The sequence below is a fragment of the Shinella daejeonensis genome, from assembly GCF_024281235.1.
Taxonomy (GTDB): Bacteria; Pseudomonadota; Alphaproteobacteria; order Rhizobiales; family Rhizobiaceae; genus Shinella; species Shinella daejeonensis.
Genome location: NZ_JAHWXY010000001.1, coordinates 324,900 through 349,281 on the forward strand (window position 1 = coordinate 324,900; position 24,382 = coordinate 349,281).

General features: G+C 64.8%; 21 protein-coding genes. 8 read left to right on the plus strand and 13 right to left on the minus strand.

Annotated features, from left to right (window positions below; all coding sequences use genetic code 11):
• Window positions 1-107: 107 nt before the first annotated feature.
• A complete protein-coding gene (locus KYK29_RS01585; protein ID WP_254689096.1) occupies window positions 108-1,094 on the plus strand; it encodes a Tim44 domain-containing protein in 987 nt (328 codons plus the stop codon).
• A gap of 115 nt (window positions 1,095-1,209) precedes the next feature.
• Here KYK29_RS01585 and KYK29_RS01590 read toward each other — a convergent pair whose 3' ends face one another.
• The 5 genes from KYK29_RS01590 to KYK29_RS01610 form a co-directional block, all read right to left on the minus strand.
• Window positions 1,210-1,788, minus strand: a complete 579-nt coding sequence (locus tag KYK29_RS01590) for an ABC-type transport auxiliary lipoprotein family protein (RefSeq protein ID WP_254689097.1) — start codon at window positions 1,786-1,788, stop codon at window positions 1,210-1,212.
• 177 nt (window positions 1,789-1,965) lie between these two features.
• A complete protein-coding gene (locus tag KYK29_RS01595; RefSeq protein ID WP_254689098.1) occupies window positions 1,966-3,336 on the minus strand; it encodes an MlaD family protein in 1,371 nt (456 codons plus the stop codon).
• A gap of 8 nt (window positions 3,337-3,344) precedes the next feature.
• The gene (locus KYK29_RS01600) at window positions 3,345-4,181 is read right to left on the minus strand and encodes an ABC transporter ATP-binding protein (protein WP_254689099.1); all 837 of its coding nucleotides are present in this window, start codon (window positions 4,179-4,181) and stop codon (window positions 3,345-3,347) included.
• Between the two features lie 10 nt (window positions 4,182-4,191).
• Window positions 4,192-5,343 carry an ABC transporter permease gene (locus KYK29_RS01605; RefSeq protein ID WP_437437208.1) on the minus strand — a complete coding sequence of 384 codons (1,152 nt, stop codon included), beginning with the start codon at window positions 5,341-5,343 and terminating at the stop codon, window positions 4,192-4,194.
• Between the two features lie 127 nt (window positions 5,344-5,470).
• On the minus strand, window positions 5,471-6,301 hold the full coding sequence (locus KYK29_RS01610) for a UDP-2,3-diacylglucosamine diphosphatase (RefSeq protein WP_367880961.1): 831 nt from the start codon (window positions 6,299-6,301) through the stop codon (window positions 5,471-5,473).
• Window positions 6,302-6,516: 215 nt separating this feature from the next.
• Between KYK29_RS01610 and KYK29_RS01615 the strand changes: the two genes are divergently transcribed.
• A complete protein-coding gene (locus KYK29_RS01615) occupies window positions 6,517-8,832 on the plus strand; it encodes an NADP-dependent malic enzyme (protein ID WP_254689100.1) in 2,316 nt (771 codons plus the stop codon).
• A gap of 110 nt (window positions 8,833-8,942) precedes the next feature.
• On the plus strand, window positions 8,943-10,046 hold the full coding sequence (locus KYK29_RS22525; RefSeq protein ID WP_254689101.1) for a DUF2865 domain-containing protein: 1,104 nt from the start codon (window positions 8,943-8,945) through the stop codon (window positions 10,044-10,046).
• Between the two features lie 27 nt (window positions 10,047-10,073).
• Here the strand turns inward: KYK29_RS22525 and KYK29_RS01625 are convergent, their stop codons facing one another.
• Both KYK29_RS01625 and KYK29_RS01630 read right to left on the minus strand, forming a co-directional pair.
• On the minus strand, window positions 10,074-10,904 hold the full coding sequence (locus tag KYK29_RS01625; RefSeq protein ID WP_254689102.1) for a TolB family protein: 831 nt from the start codon (window positions 10,902-10,904) through the stop codon (window positions 10,074-10,076).
• A 3-nt stretch (window positions 10,905-10,907) separates the two neighbouring features.
• Entirely contained in the window at window positions 10,908-12,587 is a 1,680-nt protein-coding gene (locus KYK29_RS01630) for an NAD+ synthase (protein ID WP_254689103.1), read from the minus strand.
• 286 nt (window positions 12,588-12,873) lie between these two features.
• On the opposite strand from KYK29_RS01630, the gene KYK29_RS01635 reads away from it, so the two are divergent.
• The 3 genes from KYK29_RS01635 (at window position 12,874) to KYK29_RS01645 (ending at window position 17,100) form a co-directional block, all read left to right on the plus strand.
• Window positions 12,874-14,766 carry an LTA synthase family protein gene (locus KYK29_RS01635; RefSeq protein ID WP_254690051.1) on the plus strand — a complete coding sequence of 631 codons (1,893 nt, stop codon included), beginning with the start codon at window positions 12,874-12,876 and terminating at the stop codon, window positions 14,764-14,766.
• 172 nt (window positions 14,767-14,938) lie between these two features.
• Entirely contained in the window at window positions 14,939-15,361 is a 423-nt protein-coding gene (locus tag KYK29_RS01640) for a TadE/TadG family type IV pilus assembly protein (protein ID WP_254689104.1), read from the plus strand.
• A gap of 2 nt (window positions 15,362-15,363) precedes the next feature.
• Window positions 15,364-17,100 (plus strand): pilus assembly protein TadG-related protein, encoded by a 1,737-nt coding sequence (locus KYK29_RS01645; protein WP_254689105.1) that lies wholly within the window; start codon window positions 15,364-15,366, stop codon window positions 17,098-17,100.
• Window positions 17,101-17,183: 83 nt separating this feature from the next.
• Here KYK29_RS01645 and KYK29_RS01650 read toward each other — a convergent pair whose 3' ends face one another.
• From KYK29_RS01650 to gor, 3 genes are all read right to left on the minus strand, one after another.
• Window positions 17,184-17,579 (minus strand): GFA family protein, encoded by a 396-nt coding sequence (locus KYK29_RS01650; RefSeq protein WP_254689106.1) that lies wholly within the window; start codon window positions 17,577-17,579, stop codon window positions 17,184-17,186.
• 121 nt (window positions 17,580-17,700) lie between these two features.
• Entirely contained in the window at window positions 17,701-19,074 is a 1,374-nt protein-coding gene (locus KYK29_RS01655) for a class II 3-deoxy-7-phosphoheptulonate synthase (protein ID WP_254689107.1), read from the minus strand.
• 116 nt (window positions 19,075-19,190) lie between these two features.
• Window positions 19,191-20,579: a glutathione-disulfide reductase gene (gene gor / locus KYK29_RS01660; RefSeq protein ID WP_254689108.1), complete on the minus strand. Its 1,389-nt coding sequence runs from the start codon at window positions 20,577-20,579 to the stop codon at window positions 19,191-19,193.
• Between the two features lie 247 nt (window positions 20,580-20,826).
• Here gor and KYK29_RS01665 point away from each other — a divergent pair, with 247 nt between their 5' ends.
• Window positions 20,827-21,162 (plus strand): hypothetical protein, encoded by a 336-nt coding sequence (locus KYK29_RS01665; RefSeq protein ID WP_254689109.1) that lies wholly within the window; start codon window positions 20,827-20,829, stop codon window positions 21,160-21,162.
• Between the two features lie 31 nt (window positions 21,163-21,193).
• Here KYK29_RS01665 and KYK29_RS01670 read toward each other — a convergent pair whose 3' ends face one another.
• The 3 genes from KYK29_RS01670 to rpiA all read right to left on the minus strand — a co-directional run bounded on the left by KYK29_RS01670 (window position 21,194) and on the right by rpiA (window position 23,415).
• Entirely contained in the window at window positions 21,194-22,084 is an 891-nt protein-coding gene (locus KYK29_RS01670) for a hypothetical protein (RefSeq protein WP_254689110.1), read from the minus strand.
• A gap of 81 nt (window positions 22,085-22,165) precedes the next feature.
• A complete protein-coding gene (locus KYK29_RS01675) occupies window positions 22,166-22,699 on the minus strand; it encodes a DUF2059 domain-containing protein (RefSeq protein WP_254689111.1) in 534 nt (177 codons plus the stop codon).
• A 17-nt stretch (window positions 22,700-22,716) separates the two neighbouring features.
• Window positions 22,717-23,415, minus strand: a complete 699-nt coding sequence (gene rpiA / locus KYK29_RS01680) for a ribose-5-phosphate isomerase RpiA (RefSeq protein ID WP_254689112.1) — start codon at window positions 23,413-23,415, stop codon at window positions 22,717-22,719.
• Between the two features lie 200 nt (window positions 23,416-23,615).
• On the opposite strand from rpiA, the gene KYK29_RS01685 reads away from it, so the two are divergent.
• Window positions 23,616-24,299, plus strand: coding sequence for an HAD family hydrolase (locus KYK29_RS01685; protein ID WP_254689113.1), 684 nt, complete (start codon window positions 23,616-23,618; stop codon window positions 24,297-24,299).
• Window positions 24,300-24,382: the final 83 nt, after the last annotated feature.

A 24,382-nucleotide genomic window follows, 5' to 3' on the forward strand; every position in this document is an offset into this window, starting at 1 on the left:
AGCTGGCAAACCAGCCGCGCATATTTCACCGGCCGCCCTTATAATTCGCGGCGGTATTCTCTATATGCCGGGGACCTATCGGAAAACCGGGTAACAAAGGGGCGGAAATGATTTTCATACAAGGCTTTGGGCGCGTGCTGGCCATGCTCTCGGTGGCGCTCATGGTGATCGTGACGACGGTGGACGTGGCGGAAGCCCGCCGGGGCGGCGGCGGTTTCGGCAGTCGCGGCAGCCGCACATTCTCGACACCGTCGACGACGCGCACGGCGCCGACGCCGGCACAGCCGATCGACCGGACCATGACGCGCCAGCAACCCGGCCAGCAAGCAGCACAGCCCGCCGCGGGCCGCAACGCCGCCGGCGCCACCCAGCGCTCCGGCTTGCTTGGCGGCCTGGGCGGATCGCTTCTCGGCGGCCTCATGCTCGGCGGTCTCGTCGGCATGCTGCTCGGACACGGCCTTGGCGGCGGTCTCGGCTTCCTCGGGCTAATCGTGCAGCTGCTGCTCGTCGCCGGCCTGTTCATCGCGCTTCGCCGCCTGTTTGCCCGGCAGAACACCCCCGCCTATGCCGGAAGCGCCCATGCGCGTACAGCCGCCGGCGGCAACGCTCCAGGCTTTGAAATCCCGCGCATCGGCGGCAACCGCCAGACGCCGGCCCCGGCAGCCGCGTCCGGCGACGAGATCGGCATCGGCCCGGAGGATCTCGACCGTTTCGAGACGATGCTGAAGGAGGTCCAGGCCGCCTATGCGAGCGAAGACTTCCGCCTGCTGCGCCAGCTCACGACACCGGAAGCCATGTCCTATCTCGCCGAGGAAATCGGCGACAACGCCACGCAGGGCCTGCGCAACGAAGTGCGCGACATCCACCTCGTCCAGGGTGACGTCGCCGAAGCCTGGCGCGAAGGCGACGACGAATACGCCACCGTCGCCATGCGTTACGAAAGCATCGATGTGATGCGCGACCGGACCTCCGGCGCACTCGTCTCCGGCGATCCAGACAGGCTTACGGAATCGGTGGAAGCCTGGACCTTCCTGCGGCGTAACGGCGGCGACTGGAAGGTATCCGCCATCCAGGGCGCCCAGGACGACGCCTGACGCAAAAGGGGCGCGCCGCCCAGGAGCATTTCCAGCAAAAGCATGAAGCGGTTTTGCGTCCGGAAATGCTCCTGGGCGGCGCGCCCCTTTCCGTTTGCCGCGAAGGCCGGATCGATCAGATCGACGCCAGCGTCCAGCCGACGATATCGGCGACCACCGCCTGAAACGCGGTATCGAGCCCTTTCACGAAGGCCGCATTGCCGGAACCCCGCACGGGCGCGGTGGCGCGAAACACCTTCTGCGCCCTGACGGTTCCGTTGCGGTCATTGAGCAGCTTGGCCGAAATCTCCACGATTGCCGTGGCCGGACCGCCCATCCGCACCTCGAAGGCCCGGATGTCCGTCACCACCTGATAGTCGATGGCGAGCCCCTCGCCCGGCTTGCCGACGCCGCCGAGCCGGCCGCTGTTTTCAAAGGCCTGCACGAGCTTCGCCTGAACCATCTTCGTCAGGCTGTCGCTCCATTGCGAACTGGCGAGATACTGGATTTCCGCGGCCGTCGGCCGGATGACGATCTGCTCGCTGTCGAGCGCCTTCAATGCGGAAGGCTGCGGCACGAGAATCTGCCGGTTCCGCGCCGAAGGCCCGGAAATCTCGCCCACGCCGGAAAGCCCGAACGTGTCGTTACGCGCCTGCCCGCCGGCGCAACCCGCCAGCGCCGCCACGAGGGCGGCCATGACAGCCGGACGCGACATCGCGTTGTTCCGCCACCACTGCCTCACCGATGCCGTCATGTTTTCTCGAACCCGTTGCAATCCTGTGTGGCAGTCGCCGCTGCATTCCGCTCCCGGCAACCATGAAGGGTTAGGACAATTTCAACCAATCGCCAAGCCCCGCGCGGATGAATGCGGACGGGCGCCCGCCGGTTCCGCTCACCGCCGTGTCCGTCCGTCATACTGCTTCACCGTCTCGCCCCCGAAAATCAGGCGTTGCGGGTTGCGTTCGAACCCCGAGATCGCGCTATCGAGATTCTGGATGGTGCGGCGGGTATCGGAAACGAGCGATTCGACATCGCGCAGTCCGCTGCCGGAAAAGCGCTGGAGATTTTCGGCGATCGGACCGATTCGGGCATTCAGCGTGTCGGCCGCCTGCTTGATCGACTGGAGCGTCGCCTTCGCCTCGGCAAACAGCGATTCGGAATCGCCCTCGCCGAGGAAGCCGTCCAGCTTGGCGAGAATGCCGTCGACGCGGCTCGACGCGGCATTGAGCTTGTTGGTCATCTGCTGCGTGTCGGAGATGATGGCGTCGATATCCTCCTCCCGCGCGCCGATCCGGTTGGCGACACCGGTGACGGAGGCGATCGCCTTGCGGGCGTCCGCGCTGGCGACCGAGATATTGTCGACGGCGCCGCTCACCTTCTGCGTATCGACGGCGGCGATCAGCGTATCGAACCGGTCGAGCGTGGCGCTGGCGCTCTTGCCGAAGGTGTCGAAGGTCGCCGCGGTGCGGCGAATGCCCTCGATCGTTTCCCGGACCTCTCCTGACGCATCCGCAAGATCGCTCGTCACCTTCTCGACATTGGAGACGACGTGATCGACTTTCTTCGCATCGACCGACCTGATCAGCGTCTCGACGGCGGAAAGCGTGCTGTCGAGCCGGCCGGACAGGCCGTTGAACGTATCCGAAAGGCCGCCGACGCTCTTCAGGAAGGCATCGATATTGGCGGCGTTGCGGGTCAGCGCGCCGGAGAAGTTCTCGGCATTGCGGATCGTATTGGTGAGCGGCTGGCGCGCGTCCTTGACGAAGCCCTGGAGATCGGAAATGGCGTCGTCCGCCTTGCGCAGGATCCGGTCGGCCGTCGCAAGGATATTGGTGACGCCGGATTGCTGGGCTTCCAGAACCGCCGTCGTCTCCGTTTCGATGGCCTGTTGCAGGATATTGGGATCGGAGGCGTTGCCGCCGCTGAGCTCGACATAGGCGGCCCCGGTCAGCCCCTGAACTTCAAGAACGGCGGTGGTCGAGCTCTTGACCGGCGCGGTCGTCGAGACCTCGGTCAACGCCACCGAAAAGCGCGGGTCGTTCGGATCGATCGCCAGACTGCGCACCGAACCCACCGGAATGCCGTTGAACCGCACGGGCGAGCCGATGCTGAGGCCGTTGGCGGAGCCGGGGATGCGGATCGCCAGAGAGGCCATTTCACCGCCCCGGCCGTATTGCGACATCCAGTAGACGAAGCCGAAAGCGGCGGCGATGACGAGGACGGTAAAAAAACCGACGAGGGCGTAGTTGGCTTTGGTTTCCATGGTTCCGGCTATCCCGCGTTTTCATCCGTCAGCGGCCTTGAGGCCGGCAAGGACGCATCTCGGGCGTCGCGCACGATGGAGCGGGCGCGCTTGCCCTGGAAATAGGACTGCACCCAGGCATCGTCACAGGCCAGCATGTCCTCGATCGTTCCCTCGACCAGAACCTGCTTCCGTCCGAGAACCGCGATGCGGTCACAGACCGAAAACAGGCTGTCGAGATCGTGTGTCACCATATACACGGTCAATCCCAGGGTGTCGCGCAGTTTGGCGATCAGGTCGTCGAACTCCGCCGCGCCGATGGGATCGAGGCCGGACGTCGGCTCGTCGAGGAACACCAGCGCCGGGTCGAGCGCCAGCGCACGCGCCAGCGCCGCCCGCTTGATCATGCCGCCCGAAAGCTCGGAAGGAAACTTGTCCGCCGCCTCCGGCGCAAGCCCCACCAGTTCGATCTTCAGCCGCGCCAGTTCGTCCATCAGGTCTTGCGGCAGGTCGAGATATTCGCGCATCGGCACCTGGATATTCTCGCGCACCGTCAGGGCGGAAAACAGCGCCCCGTGCTGGAACAGCACCCCGAGCTTCATATCGAGACGCAGCCGCTCTTCCTCGCTCGCCTTGTCGAAGTCGATGCCGAAGATGCGGATCGTGCCGCCGCGGCGGGGCAAAAGCCGCAGCACGGTGCGCATCAGCACGGATTTCCCGGTGCCGGACGCTCCGACGAAGCCGAGGATCTCGCCGCGATAGATATCGAGGTTGAGCTTGTCGAGCACGATGTTGCTGCCGAACCCGACCGTCAGGTCCTTGACCGACAGCATCACCTCGTCCTGTTGCGTCCCGCTCGCCTCCATACCGCCTCCCCTAGAAATTGATCGCGGCATAGAACATGGCGAAGAGCCCGTCCATGAGGATGACGACGAAGATCGATTTCACCACGGATGCGGTCACCCGGCGGCCGAGCGATTCGGCGCTGCCGCCCACCTTCAGCCCCTCCACCGAGGCGACGATGCCGATGATCAGCGCCATGAACGGCGCCTTGATCATGCCGGCGAGCACCGTGGACAGATCGACCGCCTCGCGCAGGCGCGACAGGAACGTTTCGAAGGTGATCCCCGAATAGGACCAGGCGACCACGGCCGCGCCGAACAGCGCCGCGAAATTGGCGATGATGGTGAGAAGCGGCAGCGCCACCGTCAGCGCGACAAGGCGCGGGAAGACAAGAACGCCGACGGGGCTGAGCCCCATCACCTTCAACGCGTCCACCTCCTCGCGCATCTTCATCGAGCCGATTTCGGCGGTGATGGCGCTGCCGGAGCGTCCGGCGATCATGATGGCCGTCAACAGCACGCCGATCTCGCGCAACTGGAGGATGCCGACGAGATCGACGACGAAGACCTCGGCCCCGAAATAGCGCAGCTGGAATGCGCCCTGCTGTGCGATGATCGCGCCGATCAGGAAGGACATCAGCGTGATGATGGGAACGGCGCGCACGCCCATGCGGTCGATCTGATGCACGATGGCCGCCGGTGAAACAGCGCTCTGACGGCCGAGCTTGAGCTGTGCGCCGCGCACGGCGGAGCCGAGGATGAACATCGCCGCCACGACATCGTCCCAGATCGCCATCATCAACTCGCCGAGTGGCGAAAACAGCTGCTGGAAGCGCGTATCATAGGCCGGCCGGTCCGCCTTCGGTTCCGAAAGCCGCTCCGGCAGCGCCGCGATAAGGTCAGCGTAGCGACCGTTATCGCCCGGCGTGAGATGCACCTCGCCGCCGCCTTCGCGCCGCTTCCCGATGGCGCGACGCAACAGCCATGCCCCGGCCGTATCCATGGCGCGGACGCCGCTGAGGTCGATTTCCAGCCTGCCGCCGTTTGCGGCCGTATCGGCCAGCCGCTTGCGGATGGCGATGGCGGTCGCATTGGTCCAGTCGCCGGAAAGGCGCCATACCTCTCCCGCGCCGTCCGGCAGCGTCTCGCTCGCGATGTCGGCCTGGCTCTGGGCTGCGGCGCTCAAATCTTCTGCATCTTCCCGGCTGCGGATAAAACCTGAGGTCTCTCATACCGGCTTGCCGGCGCTCTGTCACCGAACGAACCGATGAAAGCCCCGTCGTCCCGCAATTTTTGACGTCTGGCGGTTCCGGTCAGGCAGCTTTGGCGCGCAGGATGGACGTCAGCGCCTTCGTTTCGCCGTCGATATCCTCCGGCCTCTCGGTCGCCTTCTGCCAGGTGATCAGTTCCATCCGTCCGTCCTGGTGCTCGGCAATCGCCGTGCAGCTCTCCACCCAGTCGCCGGTGTTGATATAGCGGATGCCGTCGATGTCCGCGATGACGGCGTGGTGGATATGACCGCAGATGACGCCGTCCGCCTCGTGGCGGCGCGCCTCATCGGCCACGGCCTGCTGGAACGCCCCGATGAAATTGACCGCCGTCTTCACCTGCTGCTTGGCCCAGCAGGAAAAGGACCAGTAAGGCAGCCCGAGCCGGCGGCGCACCGCCGCAAAGGCGATATTGAGGCCGATCGCCAGATCATAGGCCCAGTCGCCGAGATAGGCGAGCACCCGGGCATGACGCACCACCACGTCGAATTCGTCGCCATGCAGCACCAGATAGCGCCGCCCGTCGGCCGCCTCGTGGATGATCCTCTGCGCGACCTCGACGCCGCCGAAATGCACGCCGGGAAAATCGCGCAGGAATTCGTCGTGATTGCCGGGGATATAGATGATCCGCGTGCCCTTGCGCGCCTTGCGCAGCAGCTTCTGGGTCACATCGTTGCAGACCTGCGGCCAGTACCAGTTCCGCTTCAGTCGCCAGCCGTCGACGATGTCGCCGACGAGCACGATGGTCTCGGCCTCGTGATGACGCAGGAAATCGATGAGGAAATCCGCCCGCGCCGCCCTTGATCCCAGATGCACGTCCGAGATGAACAGCGTGCGGAAGTGGCGGACATCGGGAACGACGGGGGTCACGGTCATGATCGGGCATCTCCCTCGGGCTTCCGCCGCCGGCAAAGGCGGCCTTGCGGCCTGAAAAGCAGAGTCCTGTTTCAGGAAGATGACAACCGGCCCGCCGACATCGGCGGCACGGCCGTTGCAAGAGCGGCCATTTGCGGATTTAACCTTGGGCGGCTTCACGTAGGGACGCTTCCATGCGAGGAAGAGCCGATGATCATGAAAGGTGGCAGGAGACGATGAGTACGGGCGACAAATCCAGGGGAAATCCGGTTCCCACCAGCGGGGATATCGACCAGCAGGCCTTGTTCTTCCATCGCCATCCACGCCCCGGCAAGCTGGAAATCAACCCGACCAAGCCGCTCGGCAACCAGCGTGACCTGGCGCTCGCCTATTCTCCGGGGGTCGCGGCCCCATGCCTGGCGATTCGCGACGATCCGAACGCGGCCGCCGATTACACCGCCCGCGCCAATCTCGTCGCCGTCATCTCCAACGGCACGGCCGTCCTCGGCCTCGGCAATATCGGCCCGCTCGCCTCCAAGCCGGTGATGGAGGGCAAGGCGGTGCTCTTCAAGAAGTTTGCCGGCATCGACGTCTTCGACATCGAGATCGACGCCCCCACGGTCGACGAGATGGTCGAGGTGATATCGGCGCTGGAACCCACCTTCGGCGGCATCAACCTGGAAGACATCAAGGCGCCGGAATGTTTCGAGGTGGAACGCCGCCTGCGCGAGACGATGGACATTCCCGTCTTCCACGACGATCAGCACGGCACCGCGATCATCGTGGCGGCCGCGGTCCTCAACGGGCTGGGGCTGGCCGGAAAGTCCCTTTCCGAGGCGAAGATCGTCACCTCCGGCGCCGGCGCGGCGGCCATCGCCTGTCTCAACCTGCTCGTTTCGCTGGGTGCGAAGATCGGCAATATCTGGGTCCACGACATCGAGGGTCTGGTCTATCAGGGCCGTGAAGAACTGATGGACGAATGGAAGGCCGTCTATGCGCAGGCAAGCGACAAGCGCCGGCTTTCCGAGACCATCGACGGGGCCGATGTCTTCCTCGGCGTGTCGGCGGCCGGCGTGCTCAAGCCGGAGCTGTTGCAGCGCATGGCGGACAATCCGCTTATCCTGGCGCTTGCCAATCCGACCCCCGAGATCATGCCGGAACTGGCCCGCAGCGTCCGGCCGGACGCCATGATCTGCACCGGCCGTTCGGATTTTCCGAATCAGGTCAACAACGTCCTGTGCTTCCCCCATATCTTCCGCGGCGCGCTCGATTGCGGCGCCCGCACGATCAACGAGGAGATGAAGATGGCGGCGGTCCAGGCGATCGCCGCGCTCGCCCGCGAGGAGGTTTCCGACGTCGCCGCCCGCGCCTATAGCGGCGATACCCCGAGTTTCGGCGCGAACTATCTAATCCCCTCGCCCTTCGACCAGCGGCTGATCCTGCGCATCGCGCCGGCGGTGGCCCGCGCGGCGGCCGAAAGCGGCGTCGCCACGCGGCCGATCGCCGATTTCGACGCCTATCTCGACCAGTTGAACCGTTTCGTCTGGCGCTCCGGCTTCCTGATGAAGCCGATCTTCGTCGCCGCCAGGAAGGCCACGCGCAACCGCGTGATCTTCGCGGAAGGCGAGGACGAGCGGGTGCTGCGCGCCGCGCAGGTCCTGCTGGAGGAGGACATCGCCCGGCCGATCCTCGTCGGGCGGCCGCAGATCATCGAGACCCGGCTGAAGCGCTATGGCCTGCGCATCCGTCCCGAGACGGATTTCGAGGTCGTGAACCCCGAGGGCGACCCCCGCTACCGCGACTATGTGGACGACTATTTCCGCATCGTCGGACGCCAGGGCGTCACCCCCGAGGCCGCCCGCACCGTGGTGCGCACCAACCAGACCGTCATCGGCGCGCTCTCCGTCCGGCGCGGCGAGGCCGATGCGCTGATCTGCGGCGTCGAGGGCCATTACGCCAAACATCTGCGCGATGTGCGCCAGATCATCGGCAAGCGCGAGGGCGTGCTCGATTTCTCGGCGCTGAGCCTGCTGATCTCGCAGCGCGGCGCCACCTTCTTCACCGACACCTATGTCAAATTCGACCCGACGGCCGAGGAGGTCGCGCAGATGACGGTGATGGCGGCCCGCGAGATCCGTCGCTTCGGCATCACCCCGCGCGCCGCCCTCGTCTCGCATTCGAATTTCGGCTCCCGTGATTCCGTCAGCGCCTTCAAGATGCGCCGGGCGATGGAACTGGTGCGCGAGGCGGCGCCGGATCTGGAGGCGGACGGCGAGATGCATGGCGATTCGGCGATCTCCGAAGTGCTGCGCCAGCGCGTCATGCCGCACACGACGCTGACGGGCGAGGCCAATCTGCTGGTCTTCCCGAACCTCGATGCGGCCAATATCACGCTCGGCGTGGTCAAGAGCATGACGGACGGCCTGCATGTCGGGCCGATCCTGCTCGGGGCCGCCATGCCCGCCCATATCCTGTCGCCGTCCGTCACGTCGCGCGGTGTCGTCAACATGGCCGCGCTCGCCGTCGTCGAGGCTTCCAACCCGACGGCCTGATCCATTCGTTCTCCCGCAAACGTTAATCACGAATGCGGGAGAATGTTGCTTTGCGCGTTGCCGGGCCTATCATGCGGGGATCATCCAGTCCTGCCATCGGGGTTCGTAACGTGAGAGCGGCAGCCCGCCTCGTCATCGCCGGTCTTTCCTGCCTGCCGCTGCTGTTGTGGGGCGATGCGGCGATGGCCGACCGTTGCGACCGCCTCCGGACCGAACTCGCCAACCTGCCTCGTGTCGTCGCCGATACGAAGGGCGCGCGCAAATATGCCAGCGCCATCGCCCGTCAGAATATCCAGCTGCGCAAGGCGAAGGACCAGATGCGCCGGCTTGGTTGCAGCGGCGGCAGCATCGTCGTCTTCGGCGGCCGCAACGCAGCGGCCTGCGGCACGCTGGCCGACGCCGCCGACCGGATGCAGCGCAACCTCCAGGTCCTCGACAGCAAGCGGCGCGAACTGGCCGCTGGAAAGTCGAACAACGGCCGGCGCACCCGGCTTCTCGCCGCGCTGGAAACCGGCCGCTGCAACGAACGAAAGGTCGACGTGATGCCGGCGGCGACCACCGAGACCCTCCGCGCGCTCACCGACGAGGGAAAGAACGGCCAGGGCTTCGGCATGCTTCCGGAAGGCGGCGACCGTCTCGGTCTGCGCCCGCTCGGCACGCCGCGCGGCCACGGCAACCTGCGCACCGTCTGCGTGCGCACCTGCGACGGCGGCTTCTTTCCGATCTCCTCGGGCGCGACCCCGCTCGATTTCCGCCGCGACCAGCAGGTCTGCGCCATGATGTGCCCGCAGACCGAAACGGAACTCTTCTATCATCCGCTGACCGGTATGCAGGGAACCGAACAGATGACGTCGAGCGTCACGGGTCGCCGCTATTCGGAACTGCCCAACGCCTTTGCCTACCGCACCCGCGACCTTTCCCGGCCGGATACCTGCGGCTGCAATCTGGGCGCCTACCATCGGGAGATGATCCGGCGCGAAAAGGCGCTGAAGGGGGAAGACGCGCCCGCCGGAAACCACAGTTCCATCACGCATGTCCGCGGCACGTTGCCGCCGGAAGCCGTAGCGCAGGACGACATGCCGGCCTCGCCGCCCGCGCCGGTTGTCGAGCGCGCCTACGATCCGGACGCAAGGAAGGTCCGCATCGTCGGTCCGGTCTTTCTGCCGGCCGATACGTCCTCCATCGATCTCCGCCATCCCGCCGGCGTCAACTGATCGCACCGGCCCGCGACGAACCCCGTTTCAGCGCGGGACGGGCGCGTAGCGCACATAGGCGAAGCGACGCCCGTCGGGGGACCAGTTCGGTACGTTCATCGTCCCCTGCCCGCCGAAAAGCGTGAACAGCACCCGGTCGTCGCCGCCATTCATGTCCATGAGACGCAAGCGCACGTCGAGGTCGCGGGGATGATCGAAAACGTCGCCATCATAGGACAGCACAAGAAGGTTGCGCCCGTCCGGCGAAGGATGCGGGAACCAGTCGCCATAGGGGCTGTCGGTGATGCGCGTCGGGGCGCTGCCGTCGGGGCGCACGCGCCAGATCTGCATGCGGCCGGTGCGGCTGGAGTTGAAATAGATCCATTCTCCGTCCGCCGACCAGTCCGGCCCGTCGTTGCGGCCCTCGCCGAAGGTCAGGCGGCGTTCCTCGCCGCCATCGACGGCGATCGTGTAGATATCGAAGACATCGTCGCGGATGCCGCAATAGCTGATCTGCGAACCGTCGGGCGACCAGCCATGCCAGTAGGACGGCCGGTTCGGCGTCACCGGACGCGGCGTGCCGCCCTCGACCGGCAGCACGTAGATCGCCGCCTGGCCGAACTCGGCCTTGTCGGTGATCGCCAGCAGGCGGCCGTCGGGCGACAGCCCGTGATCGTTGTTGCAGCGGGTGGCGAAACCCGTATCGATCCGCTCCGGCTCGCCGCCATCGATCGGCAGCCGATAGATCAGTCCGTCGCCGTTGACGACGAGGAAGCGGCCGTCCCGTGAAAAATTCGGCGCTTCCAGCAGCCGCTCCGTCCGCCACACGACCTGCGTCCGGCCGATCGCGATATCATGGATCTCGACGGAGCTTCGCATGGATCAACCGCGATCGCGGAAACGGTTGGTGATCGGATAACGGCGATCGCGGCCAAAATTCTTCTTGGTGATCTTCACGCCGGGAGCGGACTGGCGGCGCTTGTATTCGGCGATATAGAGCAGATGCTCGATACGGTGCACGGTCGCCTCGTCATGGCCGCGCCCGACGATGTCCTCGGTGCTCATCTCCAGTTCCACAAGGCATTCGAGAATATCGTCGAGGACGGGATAGGGCGGCAGCGAATCCTGGTCCGTCTGGTTGGGCCGCAATTCGGCGGAGGGGACCTTGTCGATGATGTTTTGCGGAATGACCTCGCCCGTCGGCCCGAGGGCGCCCGGCGGCATATGCGCGTTGCGCCAGCGCGACAGCGCATAGACCTGCATCTTGTAGAGGTCCTTGATCGGATTGAAGCCCCCGTTCATATCGCCGTAAAGCGTGGCGTAACCGACCGACATCTCCGACTTGTTGCCGGTCGTCACCACCATCGAGCCGAACTTGTTGGAGATCGCCATGAGGATGGTGCCGCGCGCGCGGCTTTGCAGGTTCTCCTCGGTGATGCCCGTTTCCGTACCCTCGAACAGTTCCGCCAGCGAGGACAGGAAGCCGGCGACCGGCGCCTCGATCGGAACGATGTCATAGCGGCAGCCGAGCGCGCGGGCGCAATCGGCCGCGTCCTTGAGCGATTCCTCCGAAGTATAGCGATAGGGCAGCATGACGCAGCGGACCCGCTCCTCGCCGAGGGCATCCACCGCGATGGCCGCGCAGATCGCCGAATCGATACCGCCCGACAGGCCGATCACGACGCTTCGGAAACCGTTCTTGTTCACATAATCGCGGAAGCCGAGCATGCAGGCGCGATAGTCGGCCTCCTCCCGTTCGGCGATATGCGCCATCGGCCCCCGGTCGCAGACCCAGCCCTCGCCGCGTTTCCTCCAGGTGGTGAGCGCGACGGTCTCCTCGAACTGGCTCATCTGGAAGGCGAGCGTCTTGTCGGTGTTGAAGGCGAAGCTCGCGCCGTCGAACACCAGTTCGTCCTGCCCACCGAGCTGGTTGGCGTAGAGAACGGGCAGGCCCGTCTCGATCACCTGCTTCAGCACGACCTGATGGCGCACGTCGACCTTGCCACGATAATAGGGCGAACCATTCGGCGACAGCAGGATTTCCGCACCGCTTTCCGCCAGCGTCTCGCAAACGCCGAGATCCCCCCACAGGTCCTCGCAGATCGGAATGCCGATGCGCACGCCACGGAAGTTGACCGGTCCGGGCATCGCGCCTTCGTCGAAAACACGCTTCTCGTCGAACTCGCCGTAGTTCGGCAGGTCCACCTTGTCCCGCACGGCGACGATCTCGCCGCCATCGAGCACCGCGACGGAATTGTAGCGGCCGGTCTCATCCCGGCGGGGAAAGCCCACGATGACGCCGGGGCCCCCATCGGACGTGTCGGCGGCAAGCGCATCGAGCGCGCCGCGGCAGGCGTGGAGGAAAGCCGGCTTCAGCACCAGATCCTCCGGCGGATAGCCGGACAGGAAGAGTTCCGTCAAAAGCAGCAGGTCCGCGCCCTGCCCTGCGGCTTCGGCGCGGGCGGCGCGGGCTTTTGCAAGATTGCCGGCGATATCGCCCACCGTCGGGTTCAATTGCGCGACCGCGATGCGCAGCGTCGTCTTTTCAGCGTCTGAAATCATGTCCGCGACCGTCTCCATCCTTGGCCGGCGCCAAGCCGTCGTAGCGGCCGGCAACACGCTCCTTAGAGCATGCGGCGGCTTTTGGAAATGCGTCAGCCGATGAACGTGGCGATGCGGTCCGAATGACGGATCGGCCGCATGAAGCGTTTAAAAACCGTTCATCCCCTGTTCAACACGCCCCCTTTATGACAGTTCAATGACATTCAAATGACAGTTTTGTAACGATCCGGAGACGGCATTGGCCCTTTGGACTTCCCAGACGACGGCAGTCGCCACGAGCGAGACGATCACGCTCGAAAACGGCGGTGAAGCAGGCTTTCTCCAGCGCCACGCCCGCAGCGTTGCCGTCCTCGGCTCCCTTGCAGTCTCCATTCTTCTTTCCCTTCTCACCGTCATCGGCATCGAATGGATCACCCGCGGCTCGCTACGCGAGACCTACGGCTTCCTGACCAATCCCAACCAGCCCGGCTGGACGACGCTCGGCGTCTTTTTTCTGCTCTATCTCGCCATCGACGCGCTGATCGGACGGCAGCACAAAGCGGTTCTGCTCGTCTCGCCGCTCGTCCTGCTGATGGGCGTCGTCTCGCAGCAGAAGCAGGTGTTCCTGACCGACCCGCTCTATCCGACCGACCTGCTGTTCGGCTGGCAGATCGTCGAACTGCTGCCCGTCCTCATCGAGGACCGGCCGTGGACGGCGCTGGCGCTCGGCCTAGGCGTCGTCGTCGCATGCGTCGCCCTTGTCTTCCTGTGGGTCTTCGCCTGGCGGCATTTCCGGCCGCTCACCCGTACGGAACGGCTGCTGCGGCTCGTCATCGCGCTTCCGATTCTCGCCGGCTTCGTCTCGGTGATGGACTACAACCATTTCTCCTGGGTCCGCGACAGGATGAAAGTCTATCCGATCCTCTGGGACCAGGCCGAAAACTACCGCCATAACGGCTTCACCATGGCCTTCGCCATCAATCTGCCCATGGCGAATGTTCATGCGCCGGCGGGCTATTCGACCGCCGCCATCGACGCTATTCCCGCAAAGCTGCTGCCCGCCGGAACCTCGCACCGTTCCAAACCCGACGTCATCGTCGTCATGAGCGAATCGCTGTGGGATCCGACCCGGCTCGACGGCATGACGCTTGCGCCCGATCCGATGCCGGTTCTGCGCGAGAACCTGAGCGGCGGCGTCTTCTCTCCGGAATTCGGCGGCCTGACCGCCAATGTGGAATTCGAGGCGCTGACCGGCTTTTCCAATGCGTTCCTGCCGACCGGAAGCATTCCCTATCAGCAATATATCCGCAATCCGCTCCCCTCGCTCGCCACCTTCTTCCGCGCCGAAGGTTATAGCGCGCAGGCGATGCACCCTTTCCGTGGCTGGTTCTGGAACCGCACGAACGTCTACGAGGCCCTCGGCTTCGAGACCTTCCGGGATTCGGACGCCATGCCGCCGCTTCAAAAGCGCGGAAAATTCGTCTCGGACGAGGCGCTGACCCGGGAAATCATCCGCGAGGCGGACAGGCAGAAGGCGCCGTTCTTCTTCTTCGCCGTAACGCTACAGGGCCACGGCCCCTATGAGGCCGGCCGTTATGCCCGCAACACCATCACGGTGGAGGGCGGTCTCGACGCCCGCGACAGCCAGATGCTCGCCACCTATGCCCAGGGCGTGAAAGAGGCGGACGACAGTCTGAAGATGCTGATGGACTGGGCCGCTACACGTGACCGTGAAACGATTATCGTCACCTTCGGCGATCACCTCCCGCCCCTCAACACCGTCTACAGGAACACCGGTTTCATGCCCGGCGTCACCGCCTCGCGCAAGGGCACGCCCGAACAGATGACGCGGGAGCATGAGACCCCGCTCGTCATCTGGTCGAACCGCGGCGGCGCGCAAAAGGACGTCGGCCCGGTCAGCCCCGCCTTCCTGCCCTATTATATCCTGACGGCCACCGGCTTCGAGCACCCCTATTACACCGGCTTCCTCGGCGATCTGCGGGAGAAGTACCGGGTGATCGACCGCTACCTGCTGATTGGCGACAAGGGCGACACCCAGCAGGACTGGGCACGCAAGAAATCGGTCGATCCGCTGGTGCACGATTTCCGCCTGCTCCAGCACGATATCCTGTTCGGCAGGCAGAAAGGACTGGAGCGCTTCTTCACGTCCCATGCCGACGTCGCCGAAGCCGGCGTCTGACATAGGCCGATCCCTCAAGTCCGTTACACCACAGGCGCAAGCAATAGCTGTATTCCTAAAAAATACAATCTAAAGGAGAAATTAAGACTCTCGGGACACCATCAGGCTGTATCCGTCATCGACACGGTACGGGAAATGCTTCGCTCTCGGACAATTCCAGGGAGGAAATGTCATGCATGCCTTGTCCCGCCTGATGAAAGAACGTTCCGGCACATCGGCGCTGGAATTCGCGATTGTCGCGCCGCTCTTCTTCCTCGCCCTCTTCACGCTGATCGCCTACGGCGTCTACCTGAGCGTCACCCACTCGGTACAGCAGATCGCCGCCGACGCCGCACGCACCGCCGTCGCCGGGCTCGACGCCGGGGAGCGGGTCCAGCTCGTCAACCGCTATCTCGACGCCTCCGGCTTCGATTACAGCTTCATCGACCGGCGCAAGATGCAGGTCACCGTCGCGGAGGACCCGAACAATCCCGACCAGTTCACCGTCCGCATCGCCTATGACTCGGGCGACCTGCCGATCTGGAACCTCTTCACCTTCGCCTTGCCGCAGGAACGGATCGAACGCTATGCGACGATCCGCATCGGGGGGATCTGACGATGCCGCATCCGTTCGTCCATCGCTTCCGTCTTTCCCGCCTCCTTCCGGCCCGTGAGGGCAACATCGGCACGCTCGCCGCCCTCACGTTCCCGCTGATGGTCTTTTCCACCGCACTCGGCGTCGACTATGGCTACCTGACGCTGCAACAGCGCCGGTTGCAGGCCTCCGCCGACCTTGCCGCCATCGCCGCCGCCGCGCGCATCTCGACGGCGGAAGAGGCGGTCGCCCGTCATTTCGCCGACAACGGCGAGCCCGTCAGCGTCCTTCGTCCCGGCGGCGGTGTCATCCCGCCGGAAAGCGTGCCGGGCGGGCTCACGGATACCGCCACCGCTTACGTCGAACGCGGCCGTTATATCGCCGATCCGGCCATCGATCCGGCGGATCGCTTCACGCCGGCCGGGGCCGACGCGGACGCGGCGCGCGTAAACCTCAGCCGCCGGGCCGATCTCTTCATCGCCACCTTCTTCAATGCCGAGCCTCCCATGCTCGCCGCGACGGGCGTCGCCGCCCGCCAGAAGGTCGCGGCCTTTTCCGTCGGCACGCGCCTTGCCAGCCTCAATGCCGGGCTGCTCAACGCGCTTCTCGGCGAGATGCTCGGCACGACGCTCTCGCTGAACCTCATGGACTATCGCGCCCTCATCGACGCGGACATCGCCGTTCACCCGTTTCTCAAGGCCGTCGCCGCCGATCTCGACCTGACGGCCGCAACCTACGACGAGGTTCTGGCAGCCGACCTGACCGTCCCGCAACTGGCGGGCGTCATGCGCGGCGTAACGGGCCTGTCCGGCCCCGTCCGCTCGGCGCTACGCGCAATCGAGCAGGCGACCGCCGGCAGCCGCACGACGTTTCCGCTTTCGCACCTGCTCAACATCGATCCGAAACGGGGACTGGCGATCACCTCCGGAGGCGACTGGGCCATGTCCGTGAACGTCCTCCAGATCATCTCGGCCGCCGCAGGCCTTGCCAACGGTTCCGAACAGATCAGCCTCGATGTCGGCGCGTTCCTTCCCGGCATCGCCACCACCACAATCCGGCTGGCGATCGGCGAGCCGCCCGTCGAAACGCCGGCCCACCGCCTCGGCGCCCCCGGAAGCGCCGTCAGGAGCGCCCAGACGCGTCTTTCGGTGGAAGCCGGCATTGACGGATTGTCGCTGCTCGCCGGCCTGCGCATCAAGCTGCCGCTCTATATCGAGGTCGCGGCCTCGGAGGCGAGGCTTGCCGATATCCGCTGTCTTGGCGGGAGCCCGCATAACGCCGGCGTTTCCATCGATGCCGTGCCGGGCCTTGCCGAGATCGCAATCGGAAAGGTCGATCCGTCCGTCCTGTCGGACTTCTCCAGCGAGGCGCGGGTGAAAAAGGCGCGAATCGTCGATTCCCTGCTCCTCTCGATCGACGCGATCGCCCATGTGGAGGCGAAGAACATGACGCGTTCGCGAATATCCTTCACTCCAACGGAGATTTCGGCAGGCGCCGTGAAGACGGTCTCGACCCGTCACGCGCTGACCTCCGTCACAAGGACCCTGCTCGACAATCTCGATCTCGACGTGAATGTGCTGATCCTCACCCTCGGCACGCCGAAAGCCGTGACGTCGGCGCTCGCCGCAACGCTCGGTTCCGTCACGCCGGCCCTTGACGAACTGGTCTATAATCTTCTGCTGGTCGTCGGCGTGCGCATCGGGGAGGCCGATATACGGGTCACCGGCGCGGAATGCCGGCGGCCGGCACTGGTACAATAGGGCGGTTCCGGTTTTCACAGGTTCGGCAGAACCGCTCTATCTCTTTGTTCCAGACGTATTTCCAGGTCATCGCGGCTGGCAGGTCAGGGGCGGCCCGCCGGATATTGCTCGGCATCGGCCGGAATATCGTAATAGTCGCCCTTGTCGGCGCAATAGATATGATAGCCGATCGTCAGTCCTGTCGGCCCGTCGAAGGCTCCGGCCAGGATCGACGTGTAGTCGAGATCGTCAGCCTTCCAGAACAGGGCCGATCCGCACACACGGCAGAATCCCCGCCCCGCCGCCGCACTTGCCCGATACCAGGTGACATTCTCTCCGCCCTCGACCGAAAATTCATCGTCGCGCACATTGGTCGCCGCATAATGATGCCCCGTCTGCCGCCGGCACTGGCTGCAATGACAGGCGATGACCGCGCGCAATGTCCCGAAGGTGCGAAACCGCACCGCTCCGCACAGACATTGTCCGTGATGCTCTTCCATGGCCCCTCCCAAAAGAAAACCGGGCCAGCTTCATCAGCCGGCCCGGTCCTGTCAAATCCGGTTTTCTGAACCTTCGGATCATTTTACCTGATCGAAGGATCAGAAGGTGAACGAAAGACGATCAGCCGTTCACCACCATGCGCTTCTCGTCGCGTCCGCCCTTCATGCGCTCGGCAAGAAGGAAGGCGAGTTCCAGCGCCTGATCGGCATTGAGACGCGGATCGCAATGGGTGTGGTAACGGTCGGCGAGATCGTCGCCCGACAGCGCCCGCGCCCCGCCCGTGCATTCGGTCACGTCGTTACCGGTCATCTCGATATGGATGCCGCCCGGATGCGTGCCCTCGGCGCGATGGATCTGGAAGAAGCTCTCGACTTCCGACAGGATCCGCTCGAAGGGCCGCGTCTTGTAGTTGTTGAGCGTGATCGTATTGCCATGCATCGGATCGCAGGACCAGACGACCTTCTTGCCTTCCCGCTCGACGGCGCGGATGAGGCGCGGCAGGTTCTCCGCCACCTTGTCATGGCCGAAACGGCAGATCAGCGTCAGCCGGCCCGCCTCATTGGCCGGGTTCAGCAGGTCGATCAGTTCCAGCAGGCCGTCACCGGTCAGCGACGGGCCGCACTTGAGGCCGATCGGGTTCTTGATGCCACGGCAATATTCCACATGCGCATGGTCGGGCTGGCGCGTGCGGTCGCCGATCCAGATCATGTGGCCGGACGTCGCATACCAGTCGCCCGACGTCGAATCGACGCGCGTCAGCGCCTGCTCGTAGCCGAGCAGCAGCGCCTCATGGCTGGTGAAGAAATCGGTCTCGCGCAGGCTCGAATTGTTCTCCGAGGTGATGCCGACGGCCTTCATGAAGTCCATCGTCTCGGAAATCCGGTCGGCAAGCTTGCGGTAGCGCTCGGCCTGCGGCGAGTCCTTGACGAAGCCCAGCATCCACTGATGCACGTTCTCCAGATTGGCGTAGCCGCCCATGGCGAAGGCGCGCAGCAGGTTCAGCGTCGCCGCCGACTGGCGATAGGCCATGATCTGGCGTTCCGGATTCGGGATCCGCGCATCTTCCGTGAATTCGATACCGTTGATGATATCGCCGCGATAGGACGGCAGCGCCATGTCGCCCTGCTTTTCCATCGGCGAGGAACGCGGCTTGGCGAACTGACCCGCGATACGGCCGACCTTCACCACCGGCTGCTGCGCGCCGAAGGTCAGGACAACCGCCATCTGGAGGAAGGCGCGGAAGAAATCGCGGATCGTGTCGGCGCCATGCTCGGCGAAGCTCTCGGCGCAATCGCCGCCCTGGAGCAGGAAGCCGTTGCCCTCGGCCACATTGGCAAGCGCGGTCTTGAGGCGGCGCGCCTCGCCCGCGAAAACGAGCGGCGGGTATTTCGCAAGGCGTTCTTCGGTCGCCGCCACCGCGGCGAGATCGGGGTATTCCGGAACCTGCTGGATGGGCTTGTCCCGCCAGCTGCTCGGGGTCCAATTCTGTGCCATTCTACTCACCTGTCCTCAGGCGCCCGACCGCAAGCGTGCGCCTCCTGCAATTGAAGATGCGGGCTTATAGACCCTTCGGAGTGTCTTGCATAGCCGCAGTTCCGGCGTCCGGCGGCTCAAACCCGCTCGCCGTCGCGGATTCGATAGCTCGGCTGATACATCGTCACCAGTTCTTCCGCCGCCGTCGGATGCACCGCCATGGTGCGGTCGAAATCGTCCTTGGTGCAGCCGGCCTTGAGGGAGATGCCGAGAAGCTGCGCCATCTCGCCCGCGTCATGGCCGAGGATATGCGCGCCCACGACCTTGCGGTCGGCGGCATTGACGATCAGCTTCATGATCGTCTTTTCGGCCCGCCCCGAAAGCGTCGCCTTCATCGGGCGGAACTCGGCGCGATAGACCTCCAGTTCCGCGTGAGCCTGGGCCGCCGCCTCTTCCGTCAGGCCGACCGTGCCGATCTCCGGCTGCGAGAAGACCGCCGTCGCGATCAGGTCGTGATCGGGCGAGACCGGGTTGCCGCGCAGTTCGGTTTCCACGAAGCACATCGCCTCATGAATGGCGACCGGGGTGAGCTGAACGCGATCGGTGACATCGCCGAGCGCGAAGATGCCGGGGACATTGGTGCGCGAATAATCGTCGACGAGGATCGCACCGCGCGCATCTGTCTTCACCCCCGCCGCCTCCAGGCCGAGACCCGCGGTATTCGGCGCACGCCCGAGCGCCAGCATCACCTGATCGACGGCGAGCGTGTCGCCGGTCTTCGTTTCCGCCAGGCGCCGGCCGTCGTCCGTCAGCGTCACCGCCTTGATGACATCCTCGCACAGGATGCGGATTCCCTTCGCCTCCATGGCCGCATGCAGTCCGCGCCGCATGTCGCCATCGAAGCGCGAGAGGATCTCCTTGCCGCGATAGATCAGCGTCGTCTCGACGCCGAGGCCATGGAAGATATTGGCGAATTCCACCGCGATATAGCCGCCGCCGGCGATCAGGATCGACTTCGGCAGCTCCGGCAGGTCGAAAGCCTCGTTGGAGGTGATGCAGTGCTCGTGACCCGGCAGATCCGGGTGCGGCGTCGGATGACCGCCGACGGCGATCACGATGCGCTCCGCGGTCACCGTTTCTCCGGTCGCCAGCAGCTTCACGCTGTTGGGACCCGTCAGGACCGCCCGGCTTTCGAGAATGGTCGCACCGGCATTGTCCAGCCCCTTGCGATAAAGCCCCTCCAGCCGCGCGATTTCCCTGTCCTTGGCCGCGACGAGCGCCTTCCAGTCGAAGCGGCTTTCGCCGACCTGCCAGCCGAAACCGGCGGCATCCTCGAAATGCTCGGAGAATTGCGATGCATAGACATAGAGCTTCTTGGGCACGCAGCCGCGAATGACGCAGGTGCCGCCGTAGCGGAATTCCTCCGCGATCGCCACCTTCCGTCCCATCGATGCAGCCAGCCGCGCGCTGCGCACGCCGCCCGAGCCTCCGCCGATGACGAAGAGGTCGTAATCATATGCGGTCATGGATGATCTCCCGGAAACGAGGTGGACCGGTCCGGTCCGGATGAAGGCGGCGGCCGAATCCGGCCTGTCGACCACAGATATAGGGACTGGCCGGGCAAAAGGAAAAGGCCGTCTTGCCCCGGCCCGCCACAACCGCGACCGATCGGGCCAGAAATGGGTAATGCCGGCGTCACCTTTGCTGTTTACGTCCGCCGACTTCTTCGCTTAGAACTGCTACGCTCAATAATGGGCTAACCGGATGATAGATATGAATATTTTCAAACTGTCGGCCATCGCCTCGGCTGTGGTCGCGATGTTTGCCGTCCCGGCGCATGCCGACGATCTCACCTTCACGCTCAAGAACGGCACCCAGTCGATCCTGACCCACTTCTATACCTCGCCGGTCGGGACCGACGACTGGGAGGATGATGTGTTCGGCAACCAGATCCTGAATCCGGGCGAAACGATGGAGATCACCATCGCCGACGGCCGCCGGGTCTGCCAATACGATATGCGTTTCGAATTCACCGAGGATTCCGACCTCGACACCACCACGGACACGCAGAACCTCTGCGAACTCGGCAGCTATACGCTCCACGAGTGATCTGGAGCCGGGAAAGGCGCCGGCGCGGTTTTTAGCCGGCCGGCGCCTGCTGCGCCATGCGAAAGCTTTTCGAGACCGCCGCGAACTTCAGCGCCTGCCAGCGACGATAATCCTCCACCAGATGCGGCGAGACCCAGCAGTCCCCGCGGTTTCCCGGCCTGTCCCAGCCGATCAGCCCCGCATCGCGCGCCCGCGCAAGGATGCGCGCCGTATGGCTCTGGGAGATGAGATATCGACCCGAAATGCCGTTGGAACTCACCGGTCCGACGGGAACCCGTTCGCCGCCCCATCGCCATGGCGCCCGTGACACGAGATCGTGAATGACGTTGCTGCCCGATTCCGCCCGCGTGAAAAGCCCGACCGAACAGGGCGGGTCGTACCAGCCCGCATCGGCCAGAAGCAGGCGGGCCATTGCAGGCTGAGCCCGGTCGATCAAATGGGGACTGGCGTCGAGCGCCGCTGCTCTTGCGCCGCCGTCCATGACATCCAGCGCATGAAGATGCGTTCCATACCAGCGGCGGATCAGATCCTCGCTGTGCGGCGGCGCGACGAAGGCCTTGCGGCGACGGTCGCCTGCCGCCGCAGGCTCGATAAGCCGGTAATAACCAAGCTCGCCGAGAAAGGCGATCACCGTATTACGGCTGGCAATCACCGTATTACGGCTGGCAATCACCGTGCCGGAAAGAAGCCGCAGAAGCGCGCTTGGCGAAATCGGCGGGCAGGCCGGATCGCCCTTGTGCTCGAAATGCAGAACGAAGATCGCCTGGCTCAACAGCCATTTGCGCAGGTCGGCCAGATAGCGGACCTCGCGCGGAATTTCGCGATGCGTGGCCAGAAGCGACTCGACGGAGGTCGTCAGACACTCGTGAAACCGGGGCTGCGCAAGCAGTTCTTCCGGGACATAAGCCTTGAATAACGACACGATGAAACTCGAAGAACGCGCGGAACGCGCCCATGCCCGACAGGTGGCGGGCCGGAAAAGACGGCCCGCGCCGGATTTGGCCTACTGCTGCTGCTCCGGCGCCGGCGCGGCATCGGCCCCGAGAACGGTCTGAAGCTTCTTCTCGCTTTCGGTGGCCAGATCGCGCTGGATGCCGGAAGCCCAGATTTCGGCCGCCTTCACCAGTTCGCGGGTCGCGATCGGTCCGTCCTTCAGCAGCTTCTTGCCGACCGCCGAACCGTAGAAATCGCCGATCGCCTTCAGTTCGTCCTGGGTAAAGGTCTTGGCGTAGATCGTGGCGGCTTCCCGCTCGAGGTCGGCACGGCGCGCCGCCAGCGTCAGGGCCTGCTCGTCGACGACCGCGTTGATCTCGGCTTCATGATTGGGCGAGGCCTGAATCAGGGTCGCCTTCAGCCGCTCGGCAATGCTCGGCAGGATATTGTCGAAATTGATCGTCGCATTCAGCGCATCGATCGCACTGCGGGCGGACTGGATCTGTTCGTCGGTCACGTCCTGCGCCTTGACCGCACCGGCAAGGCTCGCCGAAACGATGAGGGTCGCCGCGAGAGTCCGGCCGAAACCAGCAAACTTGATCATGGTGTCAGTGCTCCTGTCTATTCTTTCGCCGTAAGCGTGCGCGCGCCAGCAGGTCCCGCAATGATGGCAAGCGATGCCATATTGATGAAGAGCCCGTGTTCGACGACGCCGGGTATGGTGTTGAGGCTGCTTGCCAGCGCATCTGCATCAGGAATGAGGCCAAAAGATGCGTCGAAAATATAATGGCCGCCGTCCGTCGTGAACGGGCCGTCGCCGGAACGGCGCAGGATCAACTCGCCGGAAAGCCCGAGCCGCGCAGCCACCTTCTCGATGGCCAGCCGGGTCACGGTCAGGCCGAACGGATTGACCTCGATCGGCAGCTTGAACGCGCCGAGCGTCTCGACGACCTTGCTTTCGTCGGCGATCACGATCATCCGCGCCGATGCGCTCGCCACGATCTTCTCGCGCAGGAGCGCGCCACCGCCGCCCTTGATCAGCCGCAGGCGGCCATCCACCTCGTCGGCGCCGTCGATCGTCAGGTCGAGTTCCGGCATTTCCTCCAGCGATTTCAGCGGCACGCCCAGTTCCAGGCAGAGCCGCGCGGTGCGCTCCGACGTCGGAACGCCCGCCACCGTCAGCCCGCCGGCGACCCGTTCGGCCAGAAGCCGCACGAACTCCTCGGCGGTCGATCCCGTACCGATACCGAGGCGCATCCCGTCCTCGACATGGGACAGGGCCGCTTCGGCGGCCTTTATCTTCATTTCGCGGGCGTCCATGCGCCACACACTCCCCTTGTTTATTATCGTTCGGCCGTCATTGCGCCGGCCACAGATTCCGGTGAGACACTTACACGCCCTCCACCGCAAACGAAAGCCAAAATCGCCTCGCCCCTCCGCCGTCAAAGACGATTGCAAAACCCGGCTCTATCGCCTACCCCGAAAGCCCACCCCGAAACCTCCCAGCCAGGGTCCCTGCCATGTCCGCTCCCCTCGTCGTCTTCGATCTCGACGGCACCCTCGTCGATACCGCCGGCGATCTTGTCGCAAGCCTCAACCATACCATTGGCCTGGAGGGGCTGGAGCCCGTCGGCTACGATGACCTCACCTGGCTCGTCGGCCACGGCGCGCAGGTGATGATCAGCCGCGCCTTCGCGCTGCGCGGCCGCGAACTCTCCGACGGCGATCTCGCCCGCATGCTCGCGGTCTTCGTCGATCACTACGCCGAAGCCATGCCCGGCGTTTCGAAGCCGTATCCGGGCCTGCTGGCCGCCATGGACCGGCTGGCAGCAGCCGGAGCCGGCCTTGCCGTCTGCACCAACAAGCTGGAGCCGCTCGCCCGCCGGCTGATCGACGGCCTCGGCCTGTCGCCGCGCTTTTCCGCCATCACCGGAGGCGACACCTTCGCGGTGCGCAAGCCGGATGCCGAACATCTGCTCGGAACGGTGCGCCTTGCCGGCGGCGATCCCGCCCGTACCGTCATGATCGGCGACAGCCTCAACGACATGGCCGTTGCCCGCAATGCCGGCATTCCCTCCATCGGCGTGCCCTTCGGCTATTCCGACGTACCGGTGGCCGAACTCGAACCGACCCGCATCATCGCCCATTTCGACGAACTGACGCCCACTCTCGTCGAGGATCTTCTGGCGACCCGCCGGTCGTAAACGTCGCGGCCCCGGCCCTTCCGGAAACGGAAAAGAGCGGCCGGAGCCGCTCTTTGACCGCCTGAACACGTCAGCTGACAGAC